The following is a 23,328-nucleotide window of genomic DNA, read 5'->3' as shown; positions in this document are numbered from 1 at the left end:
AAAAGAGGCTTTTCCATTATTACAATTTCATTAAAAAAAGAGCCAACGGAAATTTCCCGTCGGCTCTTATAAATATTATTAGAAATTTTCACCAAAATATTTCAATGCATCCTTACTTCTTAACATGTCTCCATGTTCTTGAAGGATTGCTTCAGTTACTTTGACTTTTTCACCATATTCAAACATGGTTAATAGTTTGTTGTACGCGTATTCTTCAACAATTGAAGAATCAACATAGTTAATGACTAAGAAATAATTTGAATTCATATGATAAAAGTCTGCGTGAATCAAATCAGTGGTTACTTCTCTTGATAACTTAAGGAAATCCTCTAAGTCAGCAAATTTAATAATTTCACCTTCAACTGATTTTACATCTTCAGTTTCTTGAGATTTCTCTTCATTTTCGAATAAATCTAAGATTGTTTTCTCTTTTTTATCATCATCTTGGTTTGCTTCATTTTCATTCATTTTTCGTTTACGCTCTATGAGATGTTTAGTTAATTCATCTTCCCATATTTCATCCATTTCATCAAAATTTGTTCGGCTTATATATAATTCCAAACCTTCTTTATTAGGCATTACTTGGAAAGTGACAGCTTCTGATTCCTGAAAGTGCTTATCAACATCTACCTCTTCTAAAATTGAGTAGAAAAATCTTTCAATCGTCTTTTGATCACCAACTAAATCTAGGAAATCAATACCTCGCTCTTCCAAGTCTTCCTGTCTAATTAACACTTTAATTAAATTTTCATTAATGTGTTCCATTTCCATATCCGTACACCTCCTCAGATCTTCTTACATCTATTATACGAATAATCTAGCAATACACAAATCATTAGTGTTACGTTATCATACCAATCAGAATGTCATGTTTCAAGTAAAAAAGACAAAAAAACCGATTAATAAATAATCGGTCATAGTTATAATAATAAATGGTTTTTACTCGTTTACCAATGCGCGTGCTTTTTGTAATTCTAATGCACGAACTGCACGTGGTAAGAAACGACGAATTTCATCTTCATTGTATCCAATTTGTAGTCTTTTATCATCAATGATAATTGGACGACGCAACAGCCCAGGTTGCTCTTGAATCATTTCGAAGAAATCGTTTAAAGGAATCTCACTTAATTCTACATCTAATTCAGAATATGCTTTTGAACGAGTAGACACAATATCCTCTGTCCCATTTTCTGTCATACGTAAAATTGACTTAATTTCTGTAGTTGATAATGGTTCAGTAAAAATATTACGCTCCTCATAAGGAATCTCATTTTCTTCTAACCATGTGCGAGCTTTTCGACATGAGGTACAGCTTGGAGTGATGTATAAAGTAACCATAATATAGTTGCTCCTTTCAATTTTGACAAAGTTAACATTAACTTTGCGGCTCCTGTTTAGTACGTTAGCAGCTCTTTTGTGAATTAATAAAGTGATACAAAAACAATAATATTATACTTTTAACGAAGTATATTTTCACAATCTGTATCGCTCTATGTTTAATAGTATAGCATTTTCAAATGAAAAAATCAATATCGCTTCTAATCAGGTCTTTAGACAATGTTAAGAATTCATCATTAATTCACAAAGTCATTATTCGCTAACACACTAAGACTTTGAAGTCATTAATTTTTTTTATTTTTGTTCTTTGTCAATAAATACGTTATAATGCTAATATAATTTAAGAAATATTTAACATTTGAAAAGAGGCATTTTTATGAAAGAAAAAGTTTTTTCTGGAGTGCAACCTTCGGGAATCCCCACTATTGGTAATTATATCGGTGCTATGAAAGGTTTTGTTGACTTACAAGATTCATACGACGCTATCTACTCTGTCGTTAATCAACATGCCATCACAGTGCCACAAGATCCAAAATTATTAAAACAAATGACACGTCAATTGGCTGCTTTATACTTAGCTATTGGAATTGATCCAAAAAAAGCGATTCTATTCGTTCAATCTGATGTCCCTGCTCATGCTCAAATGGCTTGGATTATTCAATGCATGACTGGTTTAGGTGAGTTAGAACGTATGACTCAGTTTAAAGATAAAGCTAGAAAGCAAGAAGCTGTTAACGCTGGTTTATTAGCTTACCCTACATTAATGGTTGGTGATATCGTCTTATATGATGCTAATTTTGTTCCAGTCGGAGACGATCAAAAGCAACATTTAGAATTAACGCGTAACTTTGTTGATCGCTTTAATTCTCGTTTTGGAGATAATTTATTAGTTAAACCTGAGCCACTCATCCCTGAAGAAGGCGGACGTATTATGAGCTTACAAGATCCAACAAGCAAGATGAGTAAGTCAGATACAAATACAAAAGCGTTTGTATCTATGTTAGATACGCCAAAACAAATCACTAAGAAAATTAAGAGTGCCATAACAGATTCTATCGGTGAAGTGAACTATGATAAAGAAAATCAACCCGCTGTGGCTAACTTATTGCAAATCTTTGCAAGCTTCAGTGGTAAATCAATTGACTCAATCGTTTCTGATTATAGTGGCCAAGGCTATGGTAACTTCAAAGGTGACTTGGCTGACTTAGTTGTTTCAACAATCGAACCTATCCAAGAACGCTATGAATCCCTATTAACAAGTTCAGATTTAGACGATATCTTACAAGATGGAGCGAAGAGAGCTTCAGCAATTGCTGAGTCTACTTTAAGTCGTGTTGAGAAAGCCATTGGCTTAACTTATTAATTACACATTTTAATCATTATTATATTTATGCGCCCAGTTAATTTGAATTTTACTGGGCGTATTTTTTAGATAAATTTTTTCGATTTATTTGTAATCTAATTGTAGTTGAAATTCCCTTTACTAATCTATCTTTCTTTAATACAATACTCTGTATTATTATTGGAACCTATACCTTGAATTTTTCTGAAAATCAAGTACTATTAAGTTAATTAAAATCTACATTAGGAGAATAAAAAAATGAAAATTGGCGCGCGGGTCTTAAAAACAGGACTAGCGATTTCACTTGCGACATACTTATCCATGCTACTCATTCCAGATAATAGTGCAGCTTTAGCTGCGATTGCCGCAGTAACAACAACGATGCCCTCTGTAAGAAAGTCTTTCGATATGTTTACTCGTCGATTAGTCGGTAATATTATCGGTGGTCTCGTGGCTGTATTTATGTTATTTGCAATAGGTAGTAATCCAGTTGCAATTGGTATTGCTGCTGTAGTAACAATTGCAGTTTTAAATGCCTTAGGTTTGTCTGATGTTTTATCTTTAGCAGTCATCACCGTGGTAGCAGTAATGTTAACGACTTCAGACAATTACTATCTAGCCGCACTATACCGTGTTTTAGAAACTACCATTGGGGTGATTGTTTCATTCATTATTAATTGGTTAGTCTACCCTCCGCAACATGACAAACCTTTCTACTCAACCTTGGTCAATCTGACGAATGAAGTCTTAATCTTTATTCGAGCGACTCTTAGAAAGAATGTCACATTCTCGATTCTACATCGAGATATTCAATGGGCAAGAAAAGAATATTCTACTTTAACAACTTTATTTGATTTAATGAATAATGAAGTGACATTCTCTAAGTCAGAGAGAATGGGTAAAGCAAGACGTTTGGTAATCTACCGTCAAATGATTAAAACAACTAAATCAGTGATTGATTTACTCGATGCCCTTCATTCGAATGATCATGTCTTTCAAAGTTTCCCGGTTGATTTAAGAATAATGCTCCGTGAACACATTGAAACATTAATGGTAGGTCACGAACAAATTCTACTTAAATTTAGTGGCCGAGTTTCAGCATCAGAAGTAAATTTTATCCATTCTCAAAAAGATTTCAAATTAGAATTTATGAAGCGATTCTTTGATCAAGCTTGGGATGAACTGGAAGCCGATACGAGCTATGAGAATGATAGTAATGGAGTCATTCACATCTTATCAGCTACTTATAATTATGAAGAATCACTAGTAAAATTAAATAGCATTATACGTATCTACAAAGAACGTTACATTGAGTATCATGATGAAGATGAACAACTTGGTAACGAGCATCTATAATGACATAACAACAATAAAAATCCGGCTATCCTTAGTGAAAACTAAAGATAGCCGGATTTTTTATTACCTAGATTTAAAAAACAATGACTGGCATGCCATATTCAACTAATTCAAATACTTGTCCCATCATTCCTGGTGGTGTATTAATACAACCGAGTGATCCAGCTGTTTGATAAGCATTTCCACCGAATGATGACTGCCATGAAGCATCATGAATCCCTTGTGCTTGGTCATCAAAAGCAATCCAATACGACACTGGTTGAACATAATCTTGTTCAGTAATTGTATTATAACCAACTAAGTTTGTATCTTGTTCCATATTCCAAACTTGATATGCGCCTGGAACTGTTTCAGCCCCAATGATTCCTGAAACAATGGGTGTGTCTAATACGAGTTGTCCATCACGGTAAATAAACATCATTTGATAGGCAATATCAACTTCAACATAATTTTCTCCGACATAGTCTCCCATACCATAACCACTTCCACCGATCACAGGTTCTCTAGTGACTTGAGCTCCGTTATGTATATCTTGAACAATCAACTCTGCTTCATCATAACGATCGATAAACCAGCCATAAGTACCGGGTTGAACTTGAACTTCACCTTGATAAGTACTACTAAAAGTACGAGGTAAGAATAAACTTGCATACTGTTCATTCAGCGAAAGAATGTATTCCTCTACAGCTTCTTGATTTACTTGTGGGTTATTATCTTCATCTAAATAAATCCAAGCGTTAATTTGCTCTTGCGGGATTGTGACAGAGTTTCCGTCGAATTCCAATGTGATTGATGTACTTTTCATTTGTTCAATGGTGTCAGCTCTTTGTATCAAGCTGTCACTTTCGGTTAACTCTGTTGGCTTCACATAGGCGTCTTCGATATTTAACTGCCCTGCTCCTGTTCCAACTGACTGAACAATCGCTTGTGCTAAACTATCTGAAGTTACTTGGTTTCCGTAAGTTTCTTCAGCGACACTTATTTCACCATTGTCATTCTTCACTAGCTGGGCATCAACTGTTGGTTCTCTTTCATCATTATTGATTCCAAGACTCGGTACCAGACCAGCCACAATATTCTCATCGATTTGAATCTGTTCTTGAATATTAACGACTTTATCGCCATTAAAGAAAGCAATTGGCCAACTCCAGCCGTTCTGGTTTTGAATGGCTTGACTCATAAGTTCATCTACTTCAGCAGACATACCAATCTGGTTCATTTCAATGTAGCCGATATTATTTTCATTTTCGTTAAAAATTAAAGTGCTCGATTCAAGGTTTTGCCCCACCGTTTCGGTCGCTTGTTGTGGTGTCATTTGACTGATTTCTACTGGTCCTGCATAAGAGCGAGGCAAGAAATGAGATTTAAAGTAAAAAGCACCCACAAAATAAATTAGTAAAATTAAAAGAACTACGATCGCAGTAATCACATAGCGTTTAGGCAACTGTCTAATTTTTTCCAATAAATCCACCTCCTATGAATATATATTTCATTCTATGACTCAGCTGCAACTTGTTCAAGGACATTTTTGAATATTTCAATTGGTTGTGCCCCAGATACAGCATATTTATTATTAAATACAAAAAATGGAACCCCTTGAACACCAATCGAGCCCGCTGTTGCAATATCATCTTGGACTTTTTGATGATTAGTTTGACTATCATTAAGAATCGCTTGAACATCAGCTAAGTTTAGCCCTAGTTCTTGACTGAGTTTTTCAATGACTTCATTATCTTCAATATTCAAACCTTCGACGAAATGCGCTCGATAAAAGCGATGGAAATAATCATTCCCTCGTCCTTCTTCTTTTGCATACTGGAAGACTCGGTGAGCTTTTAACGTGTTTGAGTACTTTGCATCGTCATAATTCATTGTTAAACCGGCTTCATTTGCCATATTTTTGACGCTGTCCATCATTTGAGTGACTTTATCCATTGGCATCCCTTTTAATTTCGCAAAGGTTTCATAATAATTTAATTCGGGTTGATAAGTTCCCACTGGATCCAGTTGAAAACTTTTATATTCAATAGTCACATCGTCCTTCTCAGAAAAAGTACTTAAAGCTTGGTTTAAGTGCTCTTCAGCAATGTAACAAAAAGGACATACAAAATCCGACCAAATAGTAATTTCCATAAATAAATTCCTCCTAAATGATGTACTCATACATTAAGTATTCAGCTAAACCTGTATCTTCATAATACAGTTCAATAGTATCAACTAAAACAAAGCCTGTTGCTGGATATAACTTCTTCCCTGCTTGATTCACTCCGTAAACATCAATGCGAATAGCTTTATAATTGTGTTCATTCCCATAAGCTTGGGCATATTGTACTAATGCTTTGGCAATGCCTTTGCCTCTTGCCTTAGGCATTACGCCTAGAGCATGTATCGAAATGAATTCGCCTTCATCTGCTTGTATTCGCCAGTTTACCTTTTCGTAACCCTCTGTATAGGCTTCATTAATAATCATTCCACCACAGATTTTGCCTTCTAGTTCATAAACATAATATTGTTTAAGATTAATCGCTTCTTGAATCATTCTTTCATCAGGATAAATACCGAGTACCCAACCTGCCCCAGCGTCAACTTGCCCTGGATATTCGGTCATCACTTTGTAATTATCCATAATGATATCAAAGTCATTTTGTGTTGCTAATCGAATCGACATCCATCCACCTCTTATTATGTAATCATATTCATTAATTTTGTTTAAGTAATTAAATCTACTTATCAATTAATTTACCACAGTATCGGCTTCGATACCATGATAAAGCTTGATTTTATGCTCTTTTGTTCCATGGTTTCGAAATGTATATTTTTTTCGAAATATTTTGAAATGAAAAGACGACAGATAATCGAAATCTGCCGTCAAACATTATTATTTATTATTGAAGACTCGCTTGATAAGTTAACACTGGCTTACGCGCAGCGGTTGTCTCATCTAATCTTCTAACTGATGTTAAGTGTGGTGCTTGTTTAACTATTTCTGGATCTTCCTTAATTTCTTTTGAAATTGAAATAAAAGCATCTGCAATTTGGTCTAATTCACGGATTGATTCCGTTTCAGTCGGTTCGATCATCAGACATTCTTCTACAATTAGTGGGAAGTATGTCGTTGGTGAATGAATACCATAGTCTAACAAACGTTTCCCAATATCTTTCGCATTGACATTATGCTCAACTTTTTGTCGTTTACAACTCACAACAAATTCATGCATACAATGTTGGGCAAAAGCAACGTCGTAATATTCTTTAATACGTGCTTTCAAGTAATTAGAATTCAAGACGGCATCTTTAGACACTTGCGTTAGACCATCTGCACCCATGGTTCTAATATAAGAATAAGCACGGACATTCACACCAAAGTTTCCAAAGTTACCTTTAATTCGACCAATACTTTGAGGATAGTCAGAATTAATAACGTAATGCTCGTCTACTTTTTCAATTCTAGGCACAGGTAAGAAAGCTTCTAAGTTTGCTTTCACACCGATAGGTCCTGATCCTGGACCACCACCACCGTGAGGTCCTGTAAAGGTCTTATGTAAATTCAAGTGAACAGCATCAAAGCCCATTGCACCTGGATTAGATATTCCCATAATCGCGTTTGAATTAGCACCATCGTAATATGCTAAGCCACCTACTTCATGAACAATGTCTACAATTTCTTGAATATCACGTTCATATAAACCTGCTGTATTAGGATTCGTTAACATAATACCCGCCGTCTCTTCATTGACTACTTGTTTCAATGCTTCAATATCTATAATGCCTTCTTTAGTTGAAGGGATTTCAAACGTTTCATAGCCAGCAACTGTTGCTGTCGCAGGGTTCGTCCCATGAGCAGAGTCTGGAACAATAATATTCTTACGTTGCTCACCTTCACCGTTCGCTTCATGAAAAGCTTTAAACATCAATATTGCAGCTAATTCTCCATGAGCTCCAGCAGCAGGTTGAAGGGAAATTTGGTCCATCCCTGTAATTTCCGCAAGGTATTCTTGTAAGTTATGCAGTAATTCTAAGGCACCTTGAGCTGTCTCTGGTTCTTGTTGAGGGTGAATTTGACTGAATCCGTCTAAAGCGGCAATTGTTTCATTCACTTTTGGATTATATTTCATCGTACATGACCCAAGCGGATACGGTCCAGACTCGATACCAAAGTTCTTATTCGATAAAGCTGTATAGTGTCTCACCAGTTGTAGTTCTGACACTTCTGGTAATTTCGCTGCTTCTTGTCGATTTAAATACTCAGGTAAATCATTAGATAAATCGTATGTTGGGACATCGTTATCTGGTAAATCATAGCTGACATGACCTGGTTGAGAAATTTCAAATATTAATTCATTATATTCTTTAAGCATGACGTGTCACCTCTACTAAACTCGATACAAAAGCATCGATTTCTGACTTCGAGCGCTTCTCAGTTGCACATAATAAGTAAGTGTTCTCAATACCTGTTGAGCGAGTTGCATCATAACCACCAACAAAGCCTACTTGGTGTAATGCCAAGTTAACTTCTTTAACAGGTTGATCTAACTGAATCACAAACTCATTAAAGAAAGGAGATTGATTAAATACTTTAAAGCCTTGAGCTTCTAATTGGTCTTTTAAATAATGAGCTTTATTAATATTTTGCTTAGCCATCTCGACAATGCCTTCTCGACCTAAAGCAGAGATAGCTATGGCTGAAGCTAAAGCATATAAAGCTTGATTTGAACTGTAATTACTTGTCGCTTTCTCACGACGAATATGTTGTTCACGTGTAGCTAAAGTCATAACAAAACCACGTTCGCCATTCTCATCTTCCGTTTGGCCGACGATACGGCTAGGTATTTTACGCATTAATTTCTTCGTTGTCGCAAAGTAACCACAGTGAGGTCCACCGTATGACATTGGTATACCAAATGGTTGCACGTCCCCAACAACAATATCTGCACCTAAATTACCTGGTGCTTCTAGAACACCTAAAGCAAGCGGATTTGCTGATACAATAAGTAACGCTTTTGTATCACTCATCGCTGCTTTAATTTCTTTCAGATCTTCAATCGATCCAAGGAAATTAGGGTATTGAATAATAACAGCAGCAACGGAGTCATCTAATTGCTCTTTAAGCTTTTCAATATCTGTCACATCATTTGCTAAAGGAATTTCATTCACTTCATATTCCTTACCAAAGCCATATGTGTTTAAGACATCAATCCCCTGGGGGTTCACCCCTTGAGATATTAAGATTTTTGATGATTTTCTAACAGAGCCAATCGCTAAATTCGCTGCCTCAGCAATGGCATTATATCCGTCATACATCCCACAGTTTGCCACTTCCATCTGAGTCAACTCTGCAATCATAGATTGCCACTCAAATAAAGCCTGTAGCTCTCCTTGGCTAATTTCAGGCTGATACGGAACGTATGCTGTTAGAAATTCTTGTCTAGATATTATCGCTTGGACAATTGAAGGAATATAATGGTCATACGTTCCTGCCCCAATAAAGTAAGGCATCTGTGTAGCATTTGTGTTCTTATTAGCTAGCTCACGAGCGTGTTTAAGTAGTTCAAATTCACTTAACTCTTTAGGTAGATCCATTCTTTCCTGGGTTCTAACTGCTTTTGGGACGTCTTCATATAATTCATTCACTGACTTAACGCCAATGGTATTTAACATTTTTTCTCTGTCATCCTCTGTATGAGGTAAATAACGAAATTTTTTCAACTCATTCATCCTCTCACATTTAAACATTCATTCCGATTACTGTTTTGAAAATAAACTTAATCTTCTACAAATTCAGTATATTGTTCTAACGATATTAAATGAGATGTATCAATAGCTGATTCACTTGTTAATTCACAAATCCACCCTAATTCATAAGGGTCTTCGTTAACGTTCTCAGGTTCATCTTCTAAAGTTTCATTCACTGCAGTTACTTTCCCAGCAATTGGTGCATAAATTTCTGACGTGGATTTCACTGATTCAATGTTTGCGAATGCTTCTTCTAAATCATATTCCTCATCCATCTCGGGTACTTCAACATAAACGATGTCCCCTAATTGTTCTACAGCGTAATCTGTAATTCCGATACGAACAGTATTGTCATCCAATACTTGAACCCATTCGTGATCTTCTGTGTAAAATAATGTGTTTTTATCCATTTTTCTTCCTCCAATTATTTATTTTTTAACCAATCTTTTTTAGTAATCTTCGCTGGTACGCGTTTATTACGAATCTCGACAAAAATTTGATTATTTATTTTAGCATATGGTTTTCTTGTTTGTGCAAAACCGAGTGCTTTTTTAAAGGTTGGTGATTTTGTTCCAGATGTTACTTCCCCAATGACTTCGGTACTTTCTTCTGATTCAAAGATTTTATATCCTTGGCGGGCAATCCCTTTTCCAGTTAGTTCAAAGCCACGAGACATATAACGATTCGGGTCGTTCTTTACTTTTTCAAGGGCTTCCTTACCAATAAAATTTTCTTTATTTAAATCAACCGCAAAAGCAATCCCACCTTCAATCGGTGTAATCTCTTCGCTAAGATCATTGCCATATAAAGCCATACCAGCTTCAAGTCGTAAGGTATCTCTAGCTCCTAGACCACACTCTTTCAGTCCATAAGACTCACCTACGTTAAGCAATGCCTCCCAAACTTTAGCCGTCTGTGCCCAAGGAATATATAATTCATAACCTAATTCACCTGTATATCCAGTCTTAGAAATACGCACTGAATCAACACCCGCAATTGTTTGTTGACTGAATATTTGGAAATTATTTAATTCTAACACTTCAGGTGCTACAATTTCCTTTAATACTTTTTCAGAATTTGGACCTTGAACCGCAATCAATCCGTATTCTGCTGATTGATCGACGATCTCTACTGTCTTATCGGAATTATGCTCATTCAACCATGCTAGAATTTTGTCTTTATTTCCAGCATTGGGAGTGACAAATAATGTATTCTCTGCAACATAATAATAAATCAAATCATCTAAAGTATAGCCATTCTCATTCACGATGGCAGTATACTGTGCGTCGTTTAATGAAATTCTTTGTGTATCGTTCGTGATGATTTGATTAAACCATTCAAGCACATTTGAACCTTTAATTAAAATTTCCCCCATATGAGAAGCTTCAAAAATCCCAACCGTTTGACGCACCGCATCATGTTCTTCTTGAATCTTTGTGAATTGGATTGGCAGTGCCCAGCCTCCAAAATCAGTTAATTTTAACCCTTTCTCAACATAATAATCAAAAAGTGGGGTCTGTTTTAAATTTTTTTCAGCCATTCTTAACTACCTCCTTCTTTTTATTACAGCTTTTATATTGTCAGCTACATACTTTATATTAGAATCAAATAAAACCCCTATCTGTTTTCTAATTATAAGGCACCTAGTAAACCCTTCAATACTTCTACGCACGAACATTAATGAAACAATCATATTGTTCGTTATAACTTAATTTTTTCAGAAAACCTACTGTAGTATAAGCGTTTTTAAAATCTCGTGTGTAAATTTTTAGTAGCCGTCTTTACAGTTTCTCAATTGTATTATAGCCAATTTTTAATCGACTAACAATAAAGGAAACACAAGCGGTAAAGCTTGAAAATATACTGAAATAGGAATAAGATGATTAAAGTAAGAAAAACCTTAGGAGGCATACAATGTTAGAGAAATTACTAGCAAAAATTGAAGAAAATAAAGATCAGATGATTGATATTCGTCGCTACTTACACGAAAATCCAGAACTATCTTTTGAAGAAGTGAATACTTCTAAATACATCGCGGACTTTTACAAAGATAAAGATGTAGATGTTCAAACAAATGTTGGTAATCACGGGGTTAAAGTAACGATTGATTCTGGTAAACCAGGTAAAACGTTAGCTATCCGTGCTGACTTTGATGCACTACCTATCGAAGAAGCCACTGGTTTACCCTTTGCATCTAAAAACCCAGGTGTGATGCATGCATGTGGTCATGATGCCCATACTGCTTACATGCTTATCTTAGCTGATGCTTTAATCGAATTAAAAGATGAGTTCGAAGGTAAGATTGTTATAATTCATCAAGATGCTGAGGAAGTTCCACCAGGAGGAGCTATCGGTATGATTAAAGACGGTGTCTTAGCCGGTGTTGATAATACCTTTGGTATCCACGTGATGTCTAACAAACCATATGGAGTAATTCATTACGTACCAGGTGAAGCACAAAATGGTCGTGCGAAATTTGTTCTTAAAGTACAAGGTGTTGGTGGACACGGTTCAAGTCCTCACGAAGCGAATGACGCGATTGTTGCGGCGAGTTACTTTGTAACAGCGATACAAACAGTTGTTTCACGTCGTTTAAGTCCATTCGATACAGGTGTTGTAACCATCGGTTCTTTCGACGGTAAAGGATCATTTAACGCTATTAAAGATTCAGTAGTCCTTGAAGGTGACGTTCGTGGTATGTCTGAAGAAGTACGTAAAAAAATAGAAGTCGAAGTAAAACGTATCGTGAAAGGTCTTGAAGTTATGTACAACGTTACTTGCGAACTTGACTACGCAAATGACTACCCTGTTCTATACAATGATCCAGAATTAACAGAACACATTGGTGCAGTTTTATCTGAAGCTAATTTTGAAGATGTTACAGAAGTTGTTAAAGCAGGACCAATGTCTCCATCAGAAGACTTCGCTTACTACGCTAAAGAAGTTCCAAGTTCTTTCTTTTATGTTGGTGCAGCCCCAGTAGATAAAGAAGCCTTCCCACATCACCATCCTAAATTCGATATCGAAGAAGGCTCAATGATGATTGCTGCTCGCGCAATGGCGACGGTTGTAGCTGATTACTTCAGTAATGATCAAAGCGAGAACAAATAAATGATTACAGGCGTAGAAATTGATTTCGTAGTTGAAAACTCTCTAAAAGCACTTGAAATGTATCAAGCAATTTTTACTGATGCTTTAGAAGTCATTGAAAAGACAAGTTTCCCAACAGGTTTAAACGAAGCGGTGTTTACTTTATACGGCACTCGCTTCCACCTTATGGATGCAAACGCTGAGTATGATTTATTAGCACCTACAGAAGATGATCCTAAAACTTTATGGTTCAATGTGATGGTACCTAACATTAAAGACACGTTCCAAAATGCAATTGATAATGGCGCTTCTGTCATTCAAGAACTTATGCATATGCCTGAGATGGGTGTAACTAATGGAATGTTCTTGGATAACTCAAATTACATTTGGATGTTACATGAAATCCACGAAGAAGTTAGTTTTGAAAAACGCGAAGAATTTTTCAAAGATGAATTTAATTTAGATTAGTAACATTTACATAAATACACCTTATTGTTCAAATGAGTAAGAAGATTGAATAATAAGGTGTATTTGTATGTATATAATAAGTGCTGATTAATCGAAACTATCTGAATCGGTCATTAAACGCTCGCGTTCTTCCATATTCGCGTTCTTTACTTCCCAGTGAACGACAACACTTAGAACTATTCTTAGAATTACAACTACAGTTAACACAATCAGTTCTTGGAAATCTCGAATAACGACCGTCTTAATAACCTCTGCCCCAAGTTTAAACTGTAAACTCAAAGCGAGGACTTCACCTAAAGTAATCGTAATCGCCTTATCATGAAAGTTAAAGCCAGATTTCATAAAAATCCAAAGTACCTTTAAACTACCGAAAAAAATAATAAAAATTCCGATTAATTCTAATATATGAATAATGGGTGGGCTAACAATTTGAATCAATTCTTCTAGGAACACTGATTCACAACTCCTTATACTTTTTATTTTATTTTACCGATATCTATCTAAAAGTACAAATGAAAAATGAGTTTGACAAAAAGAAATGAGATTCTTAAAATGAATGCATATTAAACTATTTTTTTTATAACTAATATATTATAAAGCGAGGTAAGTAACTAACATGGAGTACATTCAAATTCTTGGTCCGAATCATTTATTATATATTGCTGTTTTAATTTTCTTTACCTGCCTCTTATTTATGAATCAATCGTATGTTAGAGACCACCGCAATACTATTTCAAAATACATTGTGACTATTTCAATCCTTCAACAAATTTTATTATACGGTTCTTATGTCCTACTCGGTGAATTTACATTACAAGAATCCTTACCCTTCCACATTAGTCGGATTAATACCATTCTAGGTATCATTTTCTTATTTACTAAATCTGAAAAATTATTTAACATCGTTGCCTATTTCTCAGTGTTTGCTTGGTTAAGTTTCTTAGTACCATCAAACATTGAACCGATTACGCATCCTAGAGGGGTAAGTTTTTTAACGAATCATGTTATTACATTGCTACTACCCTTCTACGGTATGATTGCCTATAACTATAAAGTTTATGCATCCGCACGTAAGCGTGTCATTCTATTGTTTTTAGTATACTTTGTCTTCGTGGCGTTATTTAATCCAATTGTTAATGGTAATTACTTTTATCTTAGAGATAAACCCATCTTTTCTTCCGTACCTAATATCTTTTATTATCCGGGCTCAATTTTAGTATCTATCTTGCTGTTCTTTATCATTGAACAGATATTTCACTTAGTTCAAAGCAAATTTATTCACAAACAAACAGAGGGATGAGTTCTATTATGATCTCGTCCCTCTGTTATTATATTATTTCGTTTGTCAATTTAAGCTAGAAATAATTTAACCCAGACACATTCTCAAGAAAGACCTCCAACGGGGTCTTATAATTTAAAGACTTTCTAGGAATCTTATTCCTACGAATGGCGACCGAAGAAATAAACGCTTGGTTCACTTCATTGAAGTCCATTTGTTTAGGTAATCCATCTTTACGCAAGAGCCCATTCGAATGTTCGTTGAGGCCACGTTGAGAGGGACAGCCCGGATCTGCAAAGAAAACAGAAATATCCTGTTGATTGCTTAAACTTTTCCAGTTGGAAAATTCCTTGCCACAGTCAAACGTTATCGACTTAAAGAGATTCTTGGGTAGCTGTTTAAACCAGTTGGTCAAGGTGACCTCGATGTCTTCGGCCTTTCGGCCGGGTGTCTTTAAAGCAATGATTAACTTAGACGCTCTTTCCGCAAAGGTGATCACGGCACTCTTATGGTTTTTACCGATGATGGTATCACCTTCTAAATGACCAAATTCATTGTGGTAAGAAGGATAAGCTTGTTTTCGGTCATCAAGCGTTCTTCTGTCCCCTTGTTTCCCGCGCGTTTCTTTATGGCCATTCGGTTTTCGTTTTCCTTGCATGGGTAACGTCGTTATATCAAAGAGCGTACTATCTTTAAATCGTCTATAGAGGGTACGCATAGAACAGCCAAGATCTACTTCACCTCGACCAATGATCACATCGGGTGTCCAACCCTCAGCCACTCGGTGCTTAACGTATTGAGACTGTTCACTTGTCAATGTTTTTTTCTTGGCGCCGCATTTCGATTTATTCTGTGTATAACGTTCCAAGTAGTCATGAACCGTTCCACCTTCTTTTAGGAAGTTGACAACATTATAGATCGGTTGATTGGATCGTCCCAGTTTCTTCGCAATTTCATAGGCTTTATAGCCAATATCATAATAAGTTTCTATCCACCCGAGTTCTTTCATGGTAAGATGTGTGTAGGCCATTTGTGGTCACTCCTCTAATTTTCGTGGTTGGAAATTTGATTTGAGTGTACCACAGATGGTTTATTTATTTTTCTAGCTTAATTTTACAATTCAAGTTATTTAAAAACTTTATTTAACCAAGCTTTTGCTTGCATAGCTGTTTCACCATTTAACTCATGGGAATTTACCCAAAACGTTGTGACTTCTGCGCCGCGTGTCTCGAAGATATCAACAACATTCTCGCTATCATTTAACGAAACGATGGGATCATTTTCTCCCATTGATAAATAAATTGAAACATCTTTCATATCTTTTGTATTATGAGACACGTCCACTGGATACATTGGTGCAAATAATGCCCCTTTATTCACTTGGCTGTCATCTCTTAATAAGATATTCATCGCAATGTTTGATCCGTTTGAAAAGCCTACAAAGACCGCATCATCTAAATTAAAGTTATATTCTTTACTAGAATCAACGATAAATTGATGTAAAGCTTCCCCACGTTGGTTTAAATCTTCGACATCATACACGCCTTCTTCTTTACGTTTAAAGTAGCGTAACATACCATTCTCCACTACATCCCCACGGATGGCTAAGATTGCTGCCTCAGGATCAAGAATCTCTCCTAAAGGTAATAAATTCGTTTCATTTCCACCTGTTCCATGTAACATAATGAATACAGGATGGTTTGCTTTTCCTTCTCTAAAGATATGTTCCATAAATTATTAACTCCTTTAATCTGGTCGGACTAAATCAAATTGCGTACCTAATTTGGCATAATCCGCACCGGCTAATCGACTCACAGGTTTCAGTTTGTCTGCTATAATATAGCCTGTGTCAACATCGTGAATCTTTTCTGCAAGATGGAAACCAACCACCTCTAGGATGATTAAATCCGCAACGATTAACCCTGATGCATCCGTAATTTCAACAGCTTTATACAACTGTGTCTCATAGCGGACGAGGGCTTCTTTAATCCCTGGTGTTCCAATCAATTTTGAGTCAATTAAGTTAAAGTTTGATACACTTAACTCACTCTCATCTGCAGGCAATGTTGCTGATGTTGCATTTGCATCGTTTACGATTCGCTCATCTACAACATGAACCGTCGCTTCTTTCTTTGCGAGAATATTTCTTGAAGTGTCTTTTAGTTCACCATTCGATCTTTGTATCGCAATCGAAATGAGAGGTGGGTTGTTAGAAACAATATTAAAGTAACTAAAAGGTGCAATATTAATGACTTCATCAGATTGCGTCATCACTAATGCAATCGGCCTTGGAATAATTGTTCCTGCTAATTTCTTTTTATTGTCCTTTGAGGACATATTATCTGCTTTAAAAAAATGCATAAACCCCTCCTATAATTCGACTTTTGGTAAAGTTTTCTCGATTTCTTCTCGCTGGCTTTCATATTGTTCTGGAAGCATGAGCTTTTGGCCTAAGGCATCTAAAGGTTCATCGACAGCAAAACCTGGACCATCGGTCGCATATTCGAATAGAACATGGCCCTTTTCTCGCATGTACATCGCTTTAAAGTAATTACGATCCTTAACATCTGTCACGTGGAATCCTTCATCTTGTAGGTATTCACGCCATTCTTGCTGTTTAAGATCGTCTTCCATTGACCAAGCCACGTGATGAACTGTTCCAACACCGTCTCTACCTCTCGCTGGTGCTTCTTTAGGTATAATAATGTGATGACGTTGTTCTCCCACTGTTTCTAAGTGGAAGAATTCTAATGTGGCTTCTAATTCCTCTAAACCGAGTTGGTTACGTAATGTATCTCTTGTTGCTTCTGGTTGGCTTGATAGCAACTCCACGCCGTACAAACCTAAGATATCTGAATCATTATTCTCTGCATCAGTTTCAACAATCGCTAGGCGTAAAGTATGATTATCTTCAAAGATAATCCCGCGATTTCCAAACATATTCGATTCTTCAAAAGCCACATCATGAGTTTCTAAATGTTTCTTCCAATGTTCTAATGACCCATTAGGTACTGAGAAAGCAATTCTTCCAACTTGCCCACTACCTTTAACACCACGATTACGCGTATCCCATGGGAAGAACGTTAAGATTGTTCCATCATCCATACCCTTATTTGAGAAATAAAAATGATATGTATTTACATCGTCAAAATTAACTGTTTGCTTAATTAATTTTAAGCCTAAAACATCACGATAAAAGTGTAAATTTTCTTGAGGTGGACCTGCAATCGCAGTAATATGGTGTATATGTTTCACCGGTTCCATATTATCAGCTCCTTATATTGTATTAATGATTTCAAAGTCGCCTGGCTATTATTTAATGCGCGTTGTATCAAATGGACGTACAGATGCTTCGATTTCGTCACGTTTTTCTTCTAAGAATGGCGGTAATGATAATTTTTCTCCTAATGTTTCATATGGTTCGTCGCCCATGAATCCTGGTCCATCTGTAGAGATTTCAATTAAGATATGGCCAATTCGTGCATATAGTGCTTCAAAGAAGAAACGATCTACCCAACCAGAGTGGCGAACACCGATTTGGTCATATTTTGCTTCCCATGATTTAATTGCTGCATGGTCTTCAACTCTAAATGAAACGTGGTGAACTTCTCCGTAACCTTGGATTCCAACGGGTGTTTTTTCATCTTTGCGTAAGATAACACGGCCACCGTTTCCACCTTCACCTACTTCAAAGACTGCAACTTCCTCTTCTTCAATCATTGGTTTCATATTATAAATTACTTGTAATAATTGTTTGAAGTCATCAAAGTAACTTACTGTAATTTCAATCGGTCCAAGCCCGTAGATAGCTTTATCTGTTGGTACTGGTCCATCTTGCCATGGTGTTCCAGCCTCTACCCCTTCATTATTCTCATCTGAGAATAAACGGTAGCGTTGCCCATCTTCTTCTTCAAATTCTAAAACTTTCGTACCGAATAAATCTTCAATTTCGCCGTGTTTTACATCAAATTCTTCAAAACGGTTTAAGTAGTATTCTAATGCTGCATCGTTAGGAACACGTAAGCCAATACGCGAAATTGAGTTTGATCCATAAGTTCCTGAAGGAATATTCGGAAAATCAAAGAATGTTAAATCCGTTCCTGGTGATCCGATGTCATCCGCAAAGAATGTATGATACGTTTGGATATCATCTTGATTTACTGTCTTTTTAACTAAACGCATACCTAAAATATCTGTGATAAATTTATAGTTTCTTTCAGCACTATTCGTAATCGCTGTAACGTGGTGAATTCCTTTAAGTTCAAAATTGTTCGTCATAATAAAACGCTCCTTTATTTGTTGTCTATGCCGTTCATTTTCTTCAATAAGAACCGTAGTTGTGTGAGTTCATCATCCGATAATTTATCAAATGATTCTCTAATCAATTCAGCATGCGATGGGAAGATGCGTTCAATTAACTCTTTCCCGCTAGGTGTTAAAGAGGCATGAATGATACGACGATCTTGTTCATTCACAATTCGCTCAACAAGTCCCTTCTCACATAATTTATCAATTAAGTAAGTAGTACTGCTGCTCGCAATTAGAATTTTCTCTTTTATTTGTTGAATGGGTTGTGGCCCTTTATTCAATAATAATTCTAGTACGGCAAACTCATTTAAGTTTAGACCGTGTTTTCTTGAGTCTTTTCTAACTGTTCTATCTAAAGTTTCGCTTGTTCTTTGGATCCCTACAAATGCTTTTAATGATTCTTCGGTTCTATTCATTGTTGCTCCTCCTGAAAGATTGTTCATATTTTATTATCTCGTTTTCGAATTATAAGTTAAAAATTATAACCGAGCAAAAGCATTTAAAATTTTACTTTAAATGTTTACATCTCGATTTCGAATTAATAATAACATGAATCAATTTAGAGGTCAAGTCTTTCACTTTTATTAGTGATCAATGAAGTGTTATCTCGACTTCGAAAGAATACTAACATGGATATTTGTTCAATGCAAGTATTATTCTTGAATTTGTTTGAATGTCTTCAAATTGACACCCTCCACCATTATTGATAAATTCAATAGAGGAATAATTAAAGGATTGGTGAACGAAGTGACAATGAAACAAACGTTAAAAACAAATATCAATGTAATTCAAGAAACGATTGAAAATCATCTACCCGCTGGAAACGAGGAACCTACTGTAGTTGCAGTCACTAAGACCGTTGATGAAAAAACGATGCGTGATTTGCACGCTCTTGGAGTAAAACACTTTGGGGAGAATCGCCCCGATGTATTCTTAAAGAAATATGAAAATTTGGCAGATATTAATGACGAGATTCAATGGCATTTTATTGGTAATTTACAAACGAGACAAGTGAAGAAGATTATTAATGATATTGATTATCTCCACTCTCTGGACCGTCTCTCTTTAGCAAAAGAAATTCAAAAACGCGCTGAGCAGCCGGTTAACTGTTTCATTCAAGTTAATGTGAGTGGTGAAGATAGTAAATCTGGTTTCCAACCCGACGCGTTGGCTGACACTTTAAAAGAGTTAGAAGCATATGATAAGTTAAATATCATTGGCCTAATGACAATGGCTCCTATTGATGCCAGCCAAGAGGAAATCCATGAATATTTCCGTTCTTTAAAAGAGTTACAAGTTGAAGTGGGACAAAGTAACTTTTCAAATGCTCCTTGTACCGAAGTTAGCATGGGCATGAGCCAAGACTATCCCATCGCTGTTTCAGAAGGAGCTTCTTTCATACGTGTAGGTACTGCCTTCTTCAAAGATGCTTTATAGTTTAACAAAAAAAACAACAGTCTGATTTTTCGAACTGTTGTTTTTGTTTATCAATAGTATGGTTGTCCATTCGATTGTGTCCAAAGCACAACTTCTCCTTGAGCCAAACTTTCTTGGACATCGATAATGCGTTGATTCGTACTGCCTCTGAATTGCCTTGTGAGATCTTTTTTATTAATGTCAAAACGACCATCGACTAGCACATCGATTAATGATAATAGTTCTAACTTATCCTCTGATTCCAACAGTAATTCTTCCCATGTGTAACCCGTCCATGACCAAATATCTTTTGTTTGTTGGTATTTTTCTCGGATTGCTTTACATAAAGGGACTACGATATTAGTATTTAACATAGGCTCTCCGCCTAGTAATGTTAAGCCTTGGCAGTATGATACAGCGAGGTCTTCAATGATTCGCTCTTCTAGTTCTTGCGTATAAGGTGTCCCGTAGTTAAAGTTTTGTGCGACACGATTGTAACAACCGACACAAGCAAAGGGACAACCACTGACGTAAAGGCTGCATCTGACTCCTTCACCATCCACAAAATTATACGGTTTGTAATCCGCAATCTTACCTAGACTTAAATCTTCAGCTAGCCATTCTTTGGGTTTTGGATTTTTCATTCGAGTACGCTCCTTGAGTCGTTTGCTAATTTCGCTTTCTGATTGCGTTTTAATTTCACAATGCTATTGGGAATGTGTTTCACCCGTGCGTTGATTTCTTTATGTCTTCCACGCACCATCGGTCTTTTCTGTGGATTGCCTAAATAGCCACAAGTTCTCTTTACAACGTCTGATGTGTCAGGATTTTGATTGCCACATTGAGGGCATTTAAAACCGCGTTCGGTCGCTTCAAACTCTCCATCAAAATCACATTCATAACAATGATCAATCGGTGTATTCGTTCCTAGATACCCAATCTTGTCATAAGCAAAGTCCCAAACTGTTTCTAACGCTTTTAAATTTTGACGCATATTCGGATATTCACAGTAATGAATAAACCCGCCACTACAGTATTGTGGATAGTCTTTTTCGAATTCGATTTTCTCAAAGGGGGTTGGATTTTTTCTGACATCATAATGGAAAGAATTCGTATAATAATCTTTATCAGTAATATTAGGAATCGATCCAAATCGTTCTTTATCCATCCGACAGAATCGGTCTGTTAAACTCTCTGAAGGAGTGCTGTACACACTGAAGTGATAACCGTACTGTTCACCTAGCTCATCTGCCTTGGCTTTAAGAGTTTTAATCACTTCTAGTGTAAAATCTTTAGCTTCTTTATTCTCTTCCCAATCGGGACCATAAAAAGCAGTTGCCACTTCATATAATCCGATATAACCCAGCGACACTGTTGCGCGTTTGTTTTTAAATAATTTATCAACGGATTCGTCTTCATTCAATCGTTCACCAAATGCTCCATATTGATATAAGATGGGGGCATTCTCTGGTAAAGCTTCCTTCACTCTTTCAACGCGATATACTAAAGCGGCAGTCATAATATCGAGTCTTTCCTCTAATATTGACCAAAATTGCTCTTTGTTCTCGCTAGATTCAATCGCTATTCTCGGTAAATTTAATGTGACAACCCCTAAGTTCATACGACCGTCATTGACTTCATTTCCATTGTCATCTTTCCATCCTTGCAGAAATGAGCGGCACCCCATTGGCACTTTAAAGCTGCCTGTTAACTCAACTAATTTGTCATACATTAGAACATCCGGGTACATTCGTTTAGCAGTACATTCAAGTGCTAACTGTTTGATGTCATAATTCGGATCTGCTTCTTTTAAGTTCACTCCGTCTCTTAAAGTAAAGACAAGTTTAGGGAAAATGGCAGTTCTTTTCTCGCTACCCAAGCCCTCTAATCTAACTTTCAAAATGGCAAATTGGATTTCCCTTTCAATCCATGAAGTCCCTAGACCAAAGCCAAGTGTCGTAAAAGGCGTTTGTCCTTGAGAAGTATAAAGTGTATTAATTTCATATTCCAAACTTTGCATCGCATCATAAATATCTTTTTTCGTCTTACTCTTCGCAAATGCTTTTTGTTTATCCTCATCTTCAATCCACTCATGCGCCATCTTTAAATTCTTATGATAATTTTTCTCTGCATAAGGAGCTAAAATCTCATCAATTCGGTTTGCACTAGTTCCTCCGTACTGACTACTTGCAACGTTGGCAATGATTTGAGCCATTTGTGCCGTAGCCGTTTGGATCGATTGGGGTGACTCGACTTGGGCATTTCCTATTGTAAATCCTTCATTAAACATTGTTTCAAAATCAATCAAACTACAATTTGTCATCGGTGCATATGGTTGATAGTCCAAATCATGGTAGTGAATTTGTCCTTTTACATGAGCGTTAGCTACATGAGGAGGAAGCATTTTTAACCCAATTGCTTTAGCCGTGACACCTGCAGTCAAATCTCTTTGTGTATTAAAGACACGACTATCTTTATTCGCATTCTCATTCACTAGTGTACTTTCTTTTGCAGTTAGGGCTTTAATACTTTCATTGATATCGACAGATAACATGCGTTCTTGTTCTCTTTGTACCCGGTAGCTAATATAAGCTTGGGCAACTTCGTTGTATTCAGAGGCCACTAGTACCTCTTCTGTTACTCGCTGTATTTGATTAATCGTCAATTCTTGACCATATCTATTTGATAGTTTAGTGATGATGTCTTTAACTAATTCCGATATTTCAGCATCCTCGCTTGAATATACATGAGTAAATGCTTTGTTAATCGCTGCTTTTATCTTATTCGGATTAAAGTTTACAACTCGCCCATCTCGTTTGATAACGATTGTATTTGTTATATTTTCCTTAATACCTTTAAATGTTTGCTCCATTTCCATCCTCCTTCAACACAATATATAGTGTTCACTTAATAATAATAGCACATATATTGTGTTAGTCGAGGATTTTTTACCGTTTTCATAAATATTATTTATTTAAAATTGTAAGTAACTGCGATG

24 protein-coding genes are annotated in these 23,328 nt (G+C 36.2%); 6 read left to right on the top strand and 18 right to left on the bottom strand.

All coding sequences use genetic code 11. The annotated features are described in order from the left end of the window. Positions 1-78: 78 nt before the first annotated feature. Positions 79-771, bottom strand: coding sequence for an adaptor protein MecA (locus tag ACFO5Y_RS10805; RefSeq protein ID WP_197104746.1), 693 nt, complete (start codon positions 769-771; stop codon positions 79-81). Between the two features lie 168 nt (positions 772-939). Further along, positions 940-1,338 carry a transcriptional regulator SpxA gene (gene spxA / locus ACFO5Y_RS10800; protein WP_197104745.1) on the bottom strand — a complete coding sequence of 133 codons (399 nt, stop codon included), beginning with the start codon at positions 1,336-1,338 and terminating at the stop codon, positions 940-942. A 376-nt stretch (positions 1,339-1,714) separates the two neighbouring features. On the opposite strand from spxA, the gene trpS reads away from it, so the two are divergent. Beyond that, positions 1,715-2,701, top strand: a complete 987-nt coding sequence (gene trpS / locus ACFO5Y_RS10795) for a tryptophan--tRNA ligase (protein WP_197104744.1) — start codon at positions 1,715-1,717, stop codon at positions 2,699-2,701. Between the two features lie 237 nt (positions 2,702-2,938). Next, a complete protein-coding gene (locus ACFO5Y_RS10790; protein WP_197104743.1) occupies positions 2,939-4,036 on the top strand; it encodes an FUSC family protein in 1,098 nt (365 codons plus the stop codon). A 73-nt stretch (positions 4,037-4,109) separates the two neighbouring features. Here ACFO5Y_RS10790 and ACFO5Y_RS10785 read toward each other — a convergent pair whose 3' ends face one another. The 7 genes from ACFO5Y_RS10785 to gcvT all read right to left on the bottom strand — a co-directional run bounded on the left by ACFO5Y_RS10785 (position 4,110) and on the right by gcvT (position 11,309). Beyond that, on the bottom strand, positions 4,110-5,498 hold the full coding sequence (locus ACFO5Y_RS10785; protein ID WP_197104742.1) for a L,D-transpeptidase family protein: 1,389 nt from the start codon (positions 5,496-5,498) through the stop codon (positions 4,110-4,112). Positions 5,499-5,530: 32 nt separating this feature from the next. Then, entirely contained in the window at positions 5,531-6,169 is a 639-nt protein-coding gene (locus ACFO5Y_RS10780) for a DsbA family oxidoreductase (protein ID WP_197104741.1), read from the bottom strand. Positions 6,170-6,182: 13 nt separating this feature from the next. Beyond that, positions 6,183-6,704 carry a GNAT family N-acetyltransferase gene (locus tag ACFO5Y_RS10775; protein WP_197104740.1) on the bottom strand — a complete coding sequence of 174 codons (522 nt, stop codon included), beginning with the start codon at positions 6,702-6,704 and terminating at the stop codon, positions 6,183-6,185. A 217-nt stretch (positions 6,705-6,921) separates the two neighbouring features. Further along, on the bottom strand, positions 6,922-8,394 hold the full coding sequence (gcvPB, locus tag ACFO5Y_RS10770; RefSeq protein ID WP_197104739.1) for an aminomethyl-transferring glycine dehydrogenase subunit GcvPB: 1,473 nt from the start codon (positions 8,392-8,394) through the stop codon (positions 6,922-6,924). Beyond that, a complete protein-coding gene (gcvPA, locus tag ACFO5Y_RS10765; protein WP_269434928.1) occupies positions 8,387-9,742 on the bottom strand; it encodes an aminomethyl-transferring glycine dehydrogenase subunit GcvPA in 1,356 nt (451 codons plus the stop codon). Before gcvPA ends, gcvPB begins: the two co-directional genes overlap by 8 nt. A gap of 56 nt (positions 9,743-9,798) precedes the next feature. Continuing rightward, the gene (gene gcvH, locus ACFO5Y_RS10760; protein ID WP_138404015.1) at positions 9,799-10,179 is read right to left on the bottom strand and encodes a glycine cleavage system protein GcvH; all 381 of its coding nucleotides are present in this window, start codon (positions 10,177-10,179) and stop codon (positions 9,799-9,801) included. Between the two features lie 14 nt (positions 10,180-10,193). Then, positions 10,194-11,309 carry a glycine cleavage system aminomethyltransferase GcvT gene (gcvT, locus tag ACFO5Y_RS10755; RefSeq protein WP_197104737.1) on the bottom strand — a complete coding sequence of 372 codons (1,116 nt, stop codon included), beginning with the start codon at positions 11,307-11,309 and terminating at the stop codon, positions 10,194-10,196. Positions 11,310-11,683: 374 nt separating this feature from the next. On the opposite strand from gcvT, the gene ACFO5Y_RS10750 reads away from it, so the two are divergent. Continuing rightward, positions 11,684-12,880 (top strand): M20 family metallopeptidase, encoded by a 1,197-nt coding sequence (locus ACFO5Y_RS10750; RefSeq protein WP_197104736.1) that lies wholly within the window; start codon positions 11,684-11,686, stop codon positions 12,878-12,880. After that, the gene (locus ACFO5Y_RS10745; protein WP_197104735.1) at positions 12,881-13,327 is read left to right on the top strand and encodes a VOC family protein; all 447 of its coding nucleotides are present in this window, start codon (positions 12,881-12,883) and stop codon (positions 13,325-13,327) included. It abuts the gene before it with no gap. Between the two features lie 87 nt (positions 13,328-13,414). On the opposite strand, the gene ACFO5Y_RS10740 is transcribed toward ACFO5Y_RS10745, so the two are convergent. Then, complete coding sequence (locus ACFO5Y_RS10740; RefSeq protein WP_197104734.1) at positions 13,415-13,780, bottom strand: DUF1622 domain-containing protein; 366 nt, start codon at positions 13,778-13,780, stop codon at positions 13,415-13,417. Between the two features lie 163 nt (positions 13,781-13,943). On the opposite strand from ACFO5Y_RS10740, the gene ACFO5Y_RS10735 reads away from it, so the two are divergent. Then, positions 13,944-14,627 (top strand): YwaF family protein, encoded by a 684-nt coding sequence (locus ACFO5Y_RS10735; protein WP_197104733.1) that lies wholly within the window; start codon positions 13,944-13,946, stop codon positions 14,625-14,627. Between the two features lie 55 nt (positions 14,628-14,682). Here the strand turns inward: ACFO5Y_RS10735 and ACFO5Y_RS10730 are convergent, their stop codons facing one another. The 6 genes from ACFO5Y_RS10730 to ACFO5Y_RS10705 all read right to left on the bottom strand — a co-directional run bounded on the left by ACFO5Y_RS10730 (position 14,683) and on the right by ACFO5Y_RS10705 (position 19,330). Further along, on the bottom strand, positions 14,683-15,636 hold the full coding sequence (locus ACFO5Y_RS10730; RefSeq protein ID WP_197104732.1) for an IS30 family transposase: 954 nt from the start codon (positions 15,634-15,636) through the stop codon (positions 14,683-14,685). 95 nt (positions 15,637-15,731) lie between these two features. Continuing rightward, positions 15,732-16,337 carry an alpha/beta hydrolase gene (locus ACFO5Y_RS10725; RefSeq protein WP_197104731.1) on the bottom strand — a complete coding sequence of 202 codons (606 nt, stop codon included), beginning with the start codon at positions 16,335-16,337 and terminating at the stop codon, positions 15,732-15,734. Positions 16,338-16,352: 15 nt separating this feature from the next. Continuing rightward, positions 16,353-16,967 carry a flavin reductase family protein gene (locus ACFO5Y_RS10720; protein WP_197104730.1) on the bottom strand — a complete coding sequence of 205 codons (615 nt, stop codon included), beginning with the start codon at positions 16,965-16,967 and terminating at the stop codon, positions 16,353-16,355. A 9-nt stretch (positions 16,968-16,976) separates the two neighbouring features. Continuing rightward, a complete protein-coding gene (locus tag ACFO5Y_RS10715; protein ID WP_197104729.1) occupies positions 16,977-17,870 on the bottom strand; it encodes a ring-cleaving dioxygenase in 894 nt (297 codons plus the stop codon). A gap of 48 nt (positions 17,871-17,918) precedes the next feature. Beyond that, positions 17,919-18,884 carry a VOC family protein gene (locus tag ACFO5Y_RS10710; RefSeq protein ID WP_197104728.1) on the bottom strand — a complete coding sequence of 322 codons (966 nt, stop codon included), beginning with the start codon at positions 18,882-18,884 and terminating at the stop codon, positions 17,919-17,921. Between the two features lie 14 nt (positions 18,885-18,898). Continuing rightward, a complete protein-coding gene (locus tag ACFO5Y_RS10705; RefSeq protein ID WP_197104727.1) occupies positions 18,899-19,330 on the bottom strand; it encodes a MarR family winged helix-turn-helix transcriptional regulator in 432 nt (143 codons plus the stop codon). A 337-nt stretch (positions 19,331-19,667) separates the two neighbouring features. Here ACFO5Y_RS10705 and ACFO5Y_RS10700 point away from each other — a divergent pair, with 337 nt between their 5' ends. Further along, positions 19,668-20,351 carry a YggS family pyridoxal phosphate-dependent enzyme gene (locus ACFO5Y_RS10700; RefSeq protein ID WP_197104726.1) on the top strand — a complete coding sequence of 228 codons (684 nt, stop codon included), beginning with the start codon at positions 19,668-19,670 and terminating at the stop codon, positions 20,349-20,351. 50 nt (positions 20,352-20,401) lie between these two features. Here the strand turns inward: ACFO5Y_RS10700 and nrdG are convergent, their stop codons facing one another. Further along, the gene (gene nrdG / locus ACFO5Y_RS10695; RefSeq protein ID WP_197104725.1) at positions 20,402-20,974 is read right to left on the bottom strand and encodes an anaerobic ribonucleoside-triphosphate reductase activating protein; all 573 of its coding nucleotides are present in this window, start codon (positions 20,972-20,974) and stop codon (positions 20,402-20,404) included. Continuing rightward, the gene (nrdD, locus tag ACFO5Y_RS10690) at positions 20,971-23,202 is read right to left on the bottom strand and encodes an anaerobic ribonucleoside-triphosphate reductase (protein WP_380706633.1); all 2,232 of its coding nucleotides are present in this window, start codon (positions 23,200-23,202) and stop codon (positions 20,971-20,973) included. Before nrdD ends, nrdG begins: the two co-directional genes overlap by 4 nt. Positions 23,203-23,328: the final 126 nt, after the last annotated feature.

Source organism: Ruoffia tabacinasalis (assembly GCF_042652985.1).
In the GTDB taxonomy this organism is placed as follows: Bacteria; Bacillota; Bacilli; order Lactobacillales; family Aerococcaceae; genus Ruoffia; species Ruoffia tabacinasalis.
The sequence above is the reverse complement of the archived record's forward strand: the minus strand, read 5'-3'. Positions and strand labels throughout refer to the sequence as shown.